Origin of the sequence: Streptomyces mangrovisoli, from assembly GCF_000974985.2 — a bacterium.
GTDB lineage: Bacteria > Actinomycetota > Actinomycetes > Streptomycetales > Streptomycetaceae > Streptomyces > Streptomyces mangrovisoli.
Genome location: NZ_LAVA02000004.1, coordinates 114,336 through 126,801 on the forward strand (window position 1 = coordinate 114,336; position 12,466 = coordinate 126,801).

10 protein-coding genes are annotated in these 12,466 nt (G+C 69.7%); all 10 read left to right on the forward strand.

The features are described 5' to 3' along the window. Positions 1-64: 64 nt before the first annotated feature. Positions 65-1,006: a rod shape-determining protein MreC gene (mreC, locus tag WN71_RS02785; RefSeq protein WP_046586762.1), complete on the forward strand. Its 942-nt coding sequence runs from the start codon at positions 65-67 to the stop codon at positions 1,004-1,006. 13 nt (positions 1,007-1,019) lie between these two features. Beyond that, positions 1,020-1,700, forward strand: a complete 681-nt coding sequence (mreD, locus tag WN71_RS02790) for a rod shape-determining protein MreD (RefSeq protein ID WP_046586759.1) — start codon at positions 1,020-1,022, stop codon at positions 1,698-1,700. A gap of 89 nt (positions 1,701-1,789) precedes the next feature. Beyond that, positions 1,790-4,039: a penicillin-binding protein 2 gene (gene mrdA / locus WN71_RS02795; RefSeq protein ID WP_046586757.1), complete on the forward strand. Its 2,250-nt coding sequence runs from the start codon at positions 1,790-1,792 to the stop codon at positions 4,037-4,039. Then, entirely contained in the window at positions 4,036-5,232 is a 1,197-nt protein-coding gene (gene rodA, locus WN71_RS02800) for a rod shape-determining protein RodA (protein WP_046586755.1), read from the forward strand. The genes mrdA and rodA overlap by 4 nt, the downstream gene beginning before the upstream one ends. A gap of 143 nt (positions 5,233-5,375) precedes the next feature. Then, positions 5,376-6,968 carry a CYTH and CHAD domain-containing protein gene (locus tag WN71_RS02805; protein WP_046586753.1) on the forward strand — a complete coding sequence of 531 codons (1,593 nt, stop codon included), beginning with the start codon at positions 5,376-5,378 and terminating at the stop codon, positions 6,966-6,968. 153 nt (positions 6,969-7,121) lie between these two features. Next, complete coding sequence (locus tag WN71_RS02810) at positions 7,122-9,107, forward strand: TIGR03960 family B12-binding radical SAM protein (protein WP_046586751.1); 1,986 nt, start codon at positions 7,122-7,124, stop codon at positions 9,105-9,107. A gap of 354 nt (positions 9,108-9,461) precedes the next feature. Next, positions 9,462-9,887, forward strand: coding sequence for a WXG100 family type VII secretion target (locus WN71_RS02815; protein ID WP_046586748.1), 426 nt, complete (start codon positions 9,462-9,464; stop codon positions 9,885-9,887). A gap of 66 nt (positions 9,888-9,953) precedes the next feature. After that, on the forward strand, positions 9,954-10,265 hold the full coding sequence (locus WN71_RS02820; protein ID WP_046586746.1) for a WXG100 family type VII secretion target: 312 nt from the start codon (positions 9,954-9,956) through the stop codon (positions 10,263-10,265). Next, complete coding sequence (locus WN71_RS02825; RefSeq protein ID WP_052743068.1) at positions 10,265-11,959, forward strand: RNase A-like domain-containing protein; 1,695 nt, start codon at positions 10,265-10,267, stop codon at positions 11,957-11,959. Before WN71_RS02820 ends, WN71_RS02825 begins: the two co-directional genes overlap by 1 nt. A 124-nt stretch (positions 11,960-12,083) precedes the next feature. Beyond that, positions 12,084-12,464, forward strand: a complete 381-nt coding sequence (locus WN71_RS02830; RefSeq protein WP_143074793.1) for a hypothetical protein — start codon at positions 12,084-12,086, stop codon at positions 12,462-12,464. Positions 12,465-12,466 lie beyond the last annotated feature (2 nt).

Here is a 12,466-nt window from a genome sequence, read left to right on the forward strand (position 1 = left end):
GTCCCTCGGCCCGTCCGGGCAGGGGCGACCCGGATTCCTACAGGGAAGGGCACGGCCGCCGCACGTGAGGGACACACGAGAGAGCCGGCTGCTGTTGGTGCTGCTGGTAGCCATCGCGTTCGCGTTGATCACGGTGGACATCCGCGGCGGGCAGAACTCCCCGGTCGACGGCGCCCGCCAGGCCGCGGCCACGGTCTTCGGCCCCATCGAGAACGGCGTGTCGACGGTCGTCGACCCGGTCGGCAACGCGGTCTCGGCCGTCCGTGACTCCGGTGACCGGCACGACCGGCTCGCGCAGCTGGAGAAGGACAACGCGGTCCTCAAGGCGAAGCTCGGCAGCGACGACCGCAACCGCAGCCGGCTCAAGCAGCTCGACAAGATGCTGAAGATCTCCGCCGAGGGCCAGTACGGCATCAAGGGCGCGCAGGTCATCGCCATAGGAGCGGCCCAGGGCTTCTCCTGGACCATCACCATCGACGTCGGCGCCCACGACGGCATCAAGCGGGACATGACGGTGCTCAACGGCGACGGACTGGTCGGCCGTGTCACCACCGTCGGCCCCGACTCCTCCACCGTGCTGCTCGCCAACGACCCCGACTTCACCGTCGGCACCCGCATGGAGGGCAGCGACGAACTCGGCTTCGCCTCCGGCCAGGGCGACCGCCCGCTGCGCGTCGAACTCCTCAACGGCAAGGCCGAGGTGAAGAAGGGCGACCGGCTGGTCACCTTCGGCTCGCAGGGCGACAAGCCCTTCGTGCCCGGCGTGCCGGTCGGCACGGTCACCCGCGTCGACCCCTCCGGCGGCGGCCTGACCCGCACCGTGTACGTCACGCCGTTCGTCGGCTTCACCAAGCTCGACATCGTCGGCGTCGTCGTGACGGCCCCGAAGAAGGACCCGCGCGACACGGTCCTGCCGGCCAAGCCGAAGCCGACCCCGACCCCCACGGTGACCGTCACGGTCACCCCCTCCGCGAGCGCCGCCGACGACCAGCAGCAACAGCAGTAGGAGCTGATTCACCTTGCGTCTCAACCGGATCCTGCTCTCCAGCGCGCTGGTCGTGGTCGCGCTGGTGATCCAGGTGAGCGTCCTCGCCCGCCTCCACCTCCCGGGCGCCGTCCCCGACCTGCTGCTGCTGACCGTCCTCGGCCTCGCCATGGTCTACGGCCATGTCGGCGGCGCCCTCGTCGGCTTCGGCGCGGGCCTGCTCGCCGACCTGGCCCCGCCCGCCGACCACGCGGCCGGCCGCTACGCGCTGGTGCTGTGCGTCATCGGCTACCTGGCCGGCCTGGTCAAGCCGGACAACGGCCAACTGAAGTCGGCCACCGGCCCGATGGTCGTGGTGGTCGGCGCCGCGATGGGAACCACCCTGCTCTACGCGGGCGTCGGCGCCCTCGTCGGCGACACCGCCGCCCGCCATGTCGGCATGGTCAGCCTGCTGTGCACGGCGGCCCTCTACGACCTGCTGCTGGCGCCGTTCGTGGTCCCCGGGATCATGGCGCTCGCCCGCCGCGCGGAGAACGATCCGCTCGCGGACAGCTCCTCCGGAGCGGGCAAGGCCACCGACATCTCCTCGGGCTGGCTCAGCGGCGGCACCGGGCTGCGCATCGGCAGCCAGCGCGGGGGCCTCGCCGGCCTGAAGGTGAAGGCCCGCACCCGCACCGCCCGCGCCGGACGCATCAAGGGGGTCAAGCGGCTGTGACCGCACCGGACTTGGACCCCGCCGGCGTCGGGCCTCACAGGTCCGTCGGATATGAAACAGACACACACTGAGAGGGGGAGGCAGCCGCAGTGACCAATATTCCCGAGACCGGACGGACCCCACGTGTCCAGATCCGCCTCGTCGTCATCCAGATTCTCGTCCTCTCCCTGCTCGGCACCCTCGGCGGCCGTCTGTGGTACCTCCAGATCCGTGAGGGCGCCGAGTACGCCAAGGAGGCGTCGGGCAACCATGTGCAGCAGGTCGTCGACCCGGCCGTACGCGGCTCGATCCTCGACGCGCGCGGGGTGCCCCTCGCCGACAACGAGACCCGCCTGGTGGTCTCCGCCTCCCGGACCGACCTGCTGAAGCAGGCGGACGACGGCAAGGCGGTCCTCACCAAGCTCGCCGGCGTCCTCGGCATGGACCCCGAGGAGGTCATCCAGAAGGTCCGGCTGTGCGACGCGAAGACCCCGCAGCCCTGCTGGAACGGCTCGCCCTACCAGCCGATCCCGATCACCGACGACGCCACCGCCAAGCAGGCCCTCCAGATCCGTGAGCGCTCCGAGGACTTCCCCGGCATCACCGCCGAGCCGGAGGCCGTGCGCCGCTACCCGAGCCCCGGCAAGTCCAACACCGCGCAGGTGCTCGGCTACCTCTCCCCGGTGACCGACGACGAGATCCAGCAGGCCGAGGACACCGACTCGCCCTATCTGCGCTCCGACGTGGTGGGCCGCTCCGGCCTGGAGCGGGAGTACGACAAGGAGCTGCGCGGCAAGGCCGGCGTCACCCGGTACGAGGTCGACAACATGGGCCGGGTCATCGGCAAGGCCAAGTCGGACGCGGCCGAGTCCGGTTCCAACCTGGTCACCAGCATCGACTCCCGGGTCCAGCGGGTGGCCGAGTACGAGCTGGACACGGCCATGAAGACCGCCCGCCAGCAGTACGACAAGATCACCGGCACCAACTACAAGGCGGACTCCGGCGCGGTCGTCGTGATGGAGGCCAAGACCGGCCGGATCGTCGCGATGGCGTCCGCGCCGACGTACGACCCCAACGTGTGGGTCGGCGGCATCTCCGCCAAGGACTACAAGTCCCTGACCGGCAAGAACAGCGACTACCCGCTGCTCAATCGGGCCATACAGGGTCAGGCGGCGCCCGGTTCGACCTTCAAGGTGGTCTCCACGGCCGCCGCGGTCCAGGCCGGCTACGAGTGGGACGGCGGCTACCCGTGCACCAGCTCGTACTCGGTGGGCGGCCAGGTCTTCAAGAACTTCGAGGGCGAGAACTTCGGGCCGATCTCGCTCGGCCGCGCGCTGGAGGTCTCCTGCGACACGGTCTTCTACGGTCTCGCCGACCGGGAGTGGAAGAAGGACGGCGGCATCAACCCGAAGAAGGGTGAGCCGAAGGACTGGTTCTTCAAGACCGCCCACGAGTTCGGCCTCGGCAAGGAGACCGGCGTCGACCTGCCCAACGAGGTCACCGGCCGCGTCCCCGACCGCCAGTGGAAGCTCGACTACTGGAAGGCCAACAAGGACGCCTGGTGCAAGTCCGGCAAGAAGGACGGCACCTACGTCGAGAAGATCGAGTACGAGAACTGCCTCGAAGGCAACAAGATGCGCGAGGGCGACGAGATCAACTACTCGATCGGCCAGGGCGACACCCTCGTCACGCCGATCCAGGAGGCCATGATCTACGGCGCCGTCGCCAACGGCGGCACCGAGTACCAGCCCACCATCGGCAAGGCGATCGTCAGCGCCGACGGCAAGACCGTCCAGGAGATCAAGCCCAAGGCGGTGCGCAAGCTGCCCGTCAGCAAGGCCACCCTCAAGGGCATGGACGACGCGTTCGCGGGCGTCATCACCCGCGGTACCGCCGCCTGGAAGTTCGGCGGCTGGCCGCAGGACAAGATCGCCCTGCACGGCAAGACCGGTACCGCCGAGGTCTACGGCAAGCAGACCACCTCGTGGCTCGCGACGTACTCCAAGGACTACACGGTCATCATGACCATCTCCCAGGCCGGTACCGGTTCCGGTGCCTCCGGTGAGGCGGTCCGCAACATCTACAGCGCGCTCTACGGCGTCCAGAAGGACGGCTCCATCGACAAGTCGAAGGCGCTGCTCTACACGCCGCAGAAGGGCCTGCCGAAGGTCCGCACGGACGGCACGGTCGCCGCGGGCAAGGTCTCCAAGGACCCGGCCAAGGACGAGCGGGCCACCCAGGAAGGCGCGAGCCCCGGCGACGAGAGCCAGCCGCCGGCCACCAGCCCCTCGCCGTCGTCCAGCAAGAGCAACACCCGAAGGCGACCGCGCCGCAGGGGAAGCCGGAGGATGCTCACATGACCGGCCACGGCTTCTCCGTCTCCGGGTACGGCCCGCAGCGGGCGGGCTGGACGCGGATCTTCGCCCGCGACTCGATGGCCCGCCGGCTGGACTGGCCGATACTGCTGGCGGCGATCGCGATGTCGCTGATCGGCTCCGTGCTGGTCTTCTCGGCGACCCGCAACCGCACCGAGATCAACCAGGGCGACCAGTACTACTTCCTGATCCGGCACCTCATGAACACCGGCATCGGGCTCGCCCTGATGATCGGCACGGTCTGGCTCGGCCACCGCACCCTGCGCACGGCCGTGCCGATCCTCTACGGCCTGTCGGTCTTCGGCATCCTGCTGGTGCTCACCCCGCTCGGCTCGACCGTCAACGGCGCCCACTCGTGGATCGTGCTCGGCGGCGGCTTCTCGCTCCAGCCCTCGGAGTTCGTGAAGATCACGATCATCCTGGGCATGGCGATGCTGCTGGCGGCCCGGGTCGACGCGGGCGACAAGCCCTACCCGGACCACCGCACGGTGCTCCAGGCGCTGGGCCTCGCCGCGGTGCCGATGATGATCGTGATGCTGATGCCCGACCTGGGCTCGGTCATGGTCATGGTCGTCATCGTGCTGGGCGTGCTGCTCGCCTCCGGCGCCTCCAAACGGTGGATCCTCGGCCTGATCGCGGCGGGCGCCATCGGCGCGATCGCGGTGTGGCAGCTGCACATCCTGGACGAGTACCAGATCAACCGCTTCGCCGCCTTCGCCAACCCCGAGCTCGACCCCGCGGGCGTCGGCTACAACACCAACCAGGCCCGGATCGCGATCGGCTCCGGCGGTCTGACCGGCGCCGGTCTCTTCCACGGCTCGCAGACCACCGGCCAGTTCGTCCCCGAACAGCAGACGGACTTCGTCTTCACGGTGGCCGGCGAGGAACTCGGCTTCGTCGGCGCGGGCCTGATCATCGCCCTGCTCGGCGTGATCCTGTGGCGCGCCTGCCGCATCGCCCGCGAGACGACCGAGCTGTACGGCACGATCGTCGCCGCCGGCATCGTCGCCTGGTTCGCCTTCCAGGCGTTCGAGAACATCGGCATGACCCTCGGCATCATGCCGGTCACCGGTCTGCCCCTGCCGTTCGTCTCCTACGGCGGATCGTCGATGTTCGCGGTCTGGGTGGCGGTGGGGCTGTTGCAGTCGATCAAGGTGCAGCGGCCCATGTCGGCGTAGGGCCCTACGGCTGTCGGTGGGCGGGGTTCCCTCTGCGGAACCCCGCTTTCCGTTTTGTTCACCCGCGGATCGTCCGCCGTTTTCCCGGGATTCACCTGGTAGGCCATCTGCCGCGTGGGCGTGCGAACCACTAGATTCAGTCCATGGCGGACACAAAGCGCGAGATCGAGCGTAAGTACGAGTCCGACGACAGTGGCCTGCCCGACCTGACCGGCGTCGCCGGGGTGGCGGCCGTCATCGACAAGGGCGTCGCCGACCTGGACGCCACCTATTACGACACCTCCGACGAACGCCTCGCCTCCGCCTCGCTCACCCTGCGCCGCCGCACCGGCGGCACGGACGCCGGCTGGCATCTGAAACTCCCGGTCGCCCCCGGCGTGCGCGACGAGGTCCAGGCCCCCCTCTCCGCCGGCGTCCCCCGCGCCCTGGCCGCCCTCGTCCGCTCCCGGGTCCGCGACGCGGAACTGCTGCCCCTGGTCCGGCTCCGCTCCAGCCGCGACATCCGCCACCTCGTCGACGCCGACGGCGCCCTGCTCGCCGAGGTCAGCGTGGACGCCGTGGACGCGGAACGGCTGACCGGGGAGGGCGGCCGCGCCCAGTGGACCGAGATCGAGGTGGAACTCGCCGACGGCGGCGACCCGGCCTTCCTCGACGCGGTGGAGAAGCGGCTGCGCAAGGCGGGCGTACGCCCGGCGGACTCCCCCTCGAAGCTGGCCAGGGCACTGGCGGAGACGGCACCGGGTGCGACGGCACCGGGCGCGAAGAAGGCGGGCAAGGCCCGCGCGAAGGGACGGCAGTCGCAGCCGAAGGCGAAGCAGAAGTCACCGGCACCGGCACCGTCACCGCCGAAGCCGCGGACCGCCCCCGTCACCGCCGGCGACCACGTCCTCGCCTACCTGTCCGCCCAGCGCGACGCGATCGTCGCCCTCGACCCGGCCGTACGGCAGGGCGAGTACGACTCCGTGCACCGGATGCGGGTCGCCACCCGCCGGCTGCGCAGCACCTTCCGGTCCTACCGCAAGGTCCTCGACCCCGCCGTCACGGCGCCCGTCGGCGAGGAACTGAAGTGGCTCGCGGGCGAACTCGGCGTGGACCGCGACCAGGAGGTCCTGACCGAGCGGATCGCCACCGCGCTCGCCGAACTGCCCCGCACCCTCGCCTTCGGCCCGGTCCGGGCCCGGCTGCGGATCTGGTCGACCGCCAGACGCGGCGGATCGCGCCGCCGCCTGATCGCCGTACTGGACGGCAGGCGGTATCTCACGCTCCTCGACACGCTGGACGCGCTGCTCGCCGACCCGCCCCTGCTGAAGGCGGCTTCCGGCACGCCCGAGAAGGTGATCCGCAAGGCCGAGCGCAAGGACTTCGGCAAGGTCGCCGCCCTGGTGGAACGGGCCCTCGAGCTGCCCCCCGGCCCCGAGCGCGACCTGGACCTGCACGAGGCCCGCAAGAAGGCCAAGCGCACCCGCTACTGCGCCGAGGCCGCGGTCCCCGCGCTGGGCGATCCGGCGGCGGCACTGGTCAAGGCGGCGAAGGCGCTCCAGACCCTGCTGGGCGACCACCAGGACAGCGTCATGACCCGCGAGGCCCTGCGCGGCCTGGCCGCCCAGGCCCACGCGGCGGGGGAGAGCGCCTTCACCTACGGCCTGCTCTACGGCCGTGAGGAGGCCCGCGCGGCCCGCGCGGAGGCGGAACTCCCGGCCCTGTGGGCGTCGATCAGGACGAAGGGGGCGGTGTGACGCAGGACGTGATCCAGGACGTGGCGCAGGACGTGACGCAGGACGTGGCGCAGGACGTGGCGCAGGACGTGACGTAGGACGTCTGATGTCCGACGGGACCCGCCACCGCGTTACGCTAGATGGTCACCCCGTCCTCCCACGAAGGTTCGCGAGATGCCTGCCGAAGTCGCTGCGGCCGCCGAGTCCGTGTTCCCGCAGCTCGAAGCTCTGCTCCCGCATGTGCAGAAGCCGATCCAGTACGTCGGTGGAGAGCTCAACTCCACGGTCAAGCCGTGGGAGTCGTGTGACGTCCGCTGGGCGCTGATGTACCCCGACGCGTACGAGGTCGGACTGCCCAACCAGGGCGTCATGATCCTCTACGAGGTACTGAACGAGCGGGAGGGCGTCCTCGCCGAGCGCACCTACAGCGTGTGGCCGGACCTGGAGGCGCTGATGCGGGAGCACGGCGTCCCGCAGTTCACCGTCGACAGCCACCGCCCGGTGAAGGCCTTCGACGTGTTCGGCCTGTCCTTCTCCACGGAGCTGGGCTACACGAACATGCTGACGGCCCTGGACCTGGCGGGCATCCCGCTGGAGTCCAAGGACCGCGGGCTGGACGACCCGATCGTGCTGGCGGGCGGCCACGCGGCGTTCAACCCGGAGCCGGTCGCGGACTTCATCGACGCGGCGATCATCGGCGACGGCGAGCAGGCCGTGCTCGACATGACGGAGATCATCCGCGGCTGGAAGGCGGAGGGCCGCCCCGGCGGCCGCGAGGAGGTCCTGCTCCGCCTCGCGAAGACGGGCAGCGTCTACATCCCCGCCTTCTACGACGTCGAGTACCTCCCCGACGGCCGTATCGGACGCGTGGTCCCGAACAGGTCGGGCGTCCCGTGGCGCGTGTCCAAGCACACGGTCATGGACCTGGACGAGTGGCCCTACCCCAAGCAGCCCCTGGTCCCGCTGGCCGAGACGGTCCACGAGCGCATGTCCGTGGAGATCTTCCGCGGCTGCACGCGCGGCTGCCGCTTCTGCCAGGCCGGCATGATCACCCGCCCGGTGCGGGAGCGCTCGATCACGGGCATCGGCGAGATGGTGGAGAAGGGCCTGAAGGCGACGGGCTTCGAGGAGGTGGGCCTGCTCTCCCTCTCCTCGGCGGACCACTCGGAGATCGGCGACATCGCGAAGGGTCTGGCCGACCGCTACGAGGAAGACAAGATCGGCCTCTCCCTCCCCTCGACCCGCGTTGACGCGTTCAACGTCGACCTGGCCAATGAACTGACCCGCAACGGCCGCCGCTCCGGCCTGACGTTCGCCCCCGAGGGCGGCTCGGAGCGCATGCGCAAGGTCATCAACAAGATGGTCTCCGAGGACGACCTGATCCGTACGGTCTCCACGGCGTACGGCAACGGCTGGCGCCAGGTGAAGCTGTACTTCATGTGCGGCCTGCCGACGGAGACGGACGACGACGTCCTCCAGATCGCCGACATGGCGACCAAGGTCATCGCGAAGGGCCGCGAGGTCTCCCGCTCCAACGACATCCGCTGCACGGTCTCCATCGGCGGCTTCGTCCCCAAGCCCCACACCCCCTTCCAGTGGGCCCCGCAGCTCTCCGCCGAGGAGACGGACGCGCGCCTGGAGAAGCTCCGGGACAAGATCCGCGGCGACAAGAAGTACGGCCGCTCGATCGGCTTCCGCTACCACGACGGCAAGCCCGGCATCGTCGAGGGCCTGCTCTCCCGCGGCGACCGCCGCATCGGCGCGGTCATCCGCGCGGTGTACGACGACGGCGGCCGCTTCGACGGCTGGCGCGAGCACTTCTCCTACGACCGCTGGATGGCCTGCGCGGACAAGGCGCTGGCCCCCTTCGGCGTGGACGTCGACTGGTACACCACCCGCGAGCGCACCTACGAGGAGGTCCTCCCCTGGGACCACCTCGACTCCGGCCTGGACAAGGACTGGCTCTGGGAGGACTGGCAGGACTCCCTCGACGAGACGGAGGTCGAGGACTGCCGCTGGACCCCGTGCTTCGACTGCGGCGTCTGCCCCGCCATGGACACGACCATCCAGATCGGCCCCACGGGCAAGAAGCTCCTCCCCCTGACGGTGAAGCAGCCGGAGTCGGCGACGGCTTCGGGGGGCCACACCCACAGCCACTGAGGCGAGCGAGGCCCTCGGCCGCTGAAGTGGAGTGAGGTTGAGGCCGCTACGTCGAGGTGCGGGTGCTGTCGGACTCGCTCGAGCCCCCTTCCTGTTCAGGGAGGGGGCTCTTTGGTGTCGACGCAGACGGGCGTCGCTGTGGCGGCGTGCCGTGAGCGTCGAGCAGGAGGAGCTGCGGGCCGGGCCCAAGGGAGTTGCGCGGTCGCCTCCTTGGGCGCCGATGCCCCCCAAGTTCCCCGTCGCAGGCGAGAATTCGCTCTCGTCGAACCCCCTGCCCCGCCCCCCTCCGCTCCTCTTTCGTATGATTCACGGGTCAGTTGAGGCGTGAGATGCCGACACGACGGGGGATGCGGCATGGGAGTACCAGATGGGGGCGCGGGTGAGGGCAGTGGTCCCGACCTGCGGGTGTCGTCCGCGGGCCTGACCAAGCTCGCCGGTGACCTGGACGCGATGCAGGACCATCTCGACCGGCAGATCAAGCGGATGGACGAACTCGTCGACCGCATCGAGGCCGGCTGGCGGGGCCCGGCGGCTACGGCGTACCGGGAGTTCCATCGTGGCGCCGCGGCCGACGCCGTGCGCATCCGGGAAGTGATGAAGGGCCTGGAGCAGGCCGTACGGCTGAGCCGCGACGGCTTCAGCGCCGACGATCTGGACGTGCTCGAACGGATGCGCCGTATCCAGGTGGACGTCGACAGCGAGGTCGACCGGCTCTCCACGCCGAACACGGGGGCCGCTGACACGCCGGTCCGTCCGCGCAGCAGCCTGGAAGGCTTCTGACGGCCGACGTGCCATGCGCCGGCCTCGCGAAGGCGGCCGGCGACTCAAGGGGGAACAGGGGGAATCATGTCGACTGGTGCCGACGGCGACCACATATCCGTTTCGTTCGCCGCGCTCCATGAACTGGCGGTCGAGCTGGAGGACATCCTCAAGCAGCTCAACGGCAGGCTGGACGACCTCTACGAACGGGTCGAGCCGGTGGTGCTTTCCTGGAAGGGGGAGGCCCGCGAGATCTTCGTCGAGAAGCTCGACGAATGGGACCGCTCCGCCCAGGATCTCCAGGCGGCCCAGAAGTGGCTGCATCAGTGCGTCACCACCGGCCACGTCAACTACGCGGCCGCGCACCGCGCGGTCCTGCGCGGCTGGGGAGCCGCCTGATGGCGACCCCGACGGCCCCGGGGCAGGGGAAGATCGACGTGACGCCGTCGGTCCTCTACCAGGTCTCGACGAACGTGGCCGGTCAACAGGATCCCCTGGACCGCGGGGTGAAGGCGTTCCTCGACGAACTGGCGCGGTATCCGGACGGCGGTGGCCGGGGCTCGGCGATGCAGGACTTCACGAAGGCCTACGTGAAGATCGCCAACAGGTTCCTCGAGGTGTGGGCCAAGTCGGTGGTGAGCGTCGGCGGGGCCGGCGTCGGATTCACCAGCACCGCCAACAACTACGCGGCGGCCGACCATGCCACGAACCCGTCGTCGACGGGGCAGCCGACGCAGCGGCCCCTGCCGCAGGTGATCGACACCCCGCCCAGGTACGGACCGGTCACGGACTTCAAGTGGGGGGACATCGACGCCGGCCAGGACTTCGCGGAGAAGGCCCTGGAGGGGCTGGAGGCCGCGGTGCTCTTCGTCATGCGCCCCCTGCTGGAACACGAGTGCCGGTGGGGGAAGGCCGCGACGATCCTGCCGCTGCCCGATCACCTCCAGCTGAACAAGATCTCCGAGTGCTGGAGGATGCCGCAGACCACGCTCGGCATGGTGGACGGGATGCTGACCGGCTACCTCGGCGGCATCACCGACCAGTCGAACCAGGAGTGGTACGACGCCATGCGGCAGTTCTGCAGCACGCTGTGGGGCACGTCCGCCTGGGGGCAGACCCGCGACGGCTACGACTGGGCGAACGACGGCGCGCGCAAAAGAGGAACCAGCCATCCCGTCTTCGGCGTCCTGTTCGACACCTGCGAGGCCATGGTCGACGCCGTGTACAGCGTGGCCAAGGCGGCGGAGGACGTCCGCGACGACCTGCACCGGATCTACCGGCAGGCCGTCATCGACAGCGTCAAGCAGCTCGATCCGCGGAAGCTGGACGTCACGGATGCCAAGAGCCTGGCGAAGGGGCTGTGGCACATGGGCAAGGGGCTGGTCGCGGACGTCTCGGTCGGCATCGTCCTGAACATCGACGAAGGCGCCATGAACGACGCCGTCGCCACCTACAACAACCGGGTCCACCGCCAGGCACGCGTGATCGACGACCTGATGGCGGCGCTGGACGAGGCGTACACGAGCGCCCCGACCTTCGACGCGGAGTCCGCCCGGGCCGAGGCCTTCGGCGCCCGCGCGCTGACGGACTTCAAGGGCGATCCGTTGTACACGGTGCCGGGCGACAGCGAGGCCAACCACGCGTATCCGATCGACCTTGCGAATCAGGAGGGCGTTCACAACAGCCACGTCATCGACAAGCACGTGGGCAAGACGGACGAGCAACTGGCGCAGCGGCTCAGGGATCAGCCGACGATCCCCGCCGCCTCCAGCTTCCCCGATCTGGCGTCCGCCCAGAAATACACGCAGGACACGGTGGAGTACGTGGGGCCTCCCGCGAATTCGGGTCAGCCCAACGGAGGCGTGGACAACCAGGAGAAAATAAAGCGATGGCTCTCCAGGCCACGTTCCGACAACTCGATCCTGAAACTGGATCCGGTGGAGTTCAATTCCGTGACCGGGCGTACCATCACCTCGGCAAATCCGAGTGCGACCGCGGCACAGGACGCGCACTCGGTGGAGGTCGTACTCAAGTACAAGAACGGCCTGCACCCGCCGTACGTGGTCTACACGTCGATGCCGAGGCTGCCGTGAGCGCGCCAGGGGAGGGTTCATGACGACGAAGAGGGCCCTGCCCGCCTGCGCGCGGGGCCGGTTCGAGGGACCCCAGTCCTTCGCCGCGCTGGTCGCCCGTACCGGCGGGGACTGGCCTGACACGGTGCTGGAGGCGATCCATGGCCATCCCGTGCTGCGTCACGTCGACCGCCGGGAGCTGCGAGACGGCGTCCTCGAGGTCTCGGCACGTCAGGCCGTGGAGCTTGCCGCGCTGATCTCGGTCGGATCCCTGCTGTACGGCCCCGGCGAATCCCTTCGCGCGCCGGACGCGGAACGTGACGCCTGTCTGCGGGAAGTCGTGCGGGCCGCGGGGGACGGCGCACGGTTCCTCACCAATCACGGGCACGCGGAATACGGTGAAGAGGCCGACTTTCTGGCCTCGTCCTTTCACGCCGATGTCCTCGCCGGGCCGACCATCGACATCTGCCTTCTCGGTGTGTCGGACGAGAACGTCCTGATTCTCTGGCGTTTCGAGGACGACTGACC

What these genes read in the sequence shown, in the direction of transcription:
- WN71_RS02805 (WP_046586753.1), top strand. Translation starts at nt 5,376, where the DNA reads ATGGCGGACACAAAGCGCGAGATCGAGCGTAAGTACGAGTCCGACGAC.
- rodA (WP_046586755.1), top strand. Translation starts at nt 4,036, where the DNA reads ATGACCGGCCACGGCTTCTCCGTCTCCGGGTACGGCCCGCAGCGGGCG.
- WN71_RS02815 (WP_046586748.1), top strand. Translation starts at nt 9,462, where the DNA reads ATGGGAGTACCAGATGGGGGCGCGGGTGAGGGCAGTGGTCCCGACCTG.
- WN71_RS02820 (WP_046586746.1), top strand. Translation starts at nt 9,954, where the DNA reads ATGTCGACTGGTGCCGACGGCGACCACATATCCGTTTCGTTCGCCGCG.
- WN71_RS02825 (WP_052743068.1), top strand. Translation starts at nt 10,265, where the DNA reads ATGGCGACCCCGACGGCCCCGGGGCAGGGGAAGATCGACGTGACGCCG.
- WN71_RS02810 (WP_046586751.1), top strand. Translation starts at nt 7,122, where the DNA reads ATGCCTGCCGAAGTCGCTGCGGCCGCCGAGTCCGTGTTCCCGCAGCTC.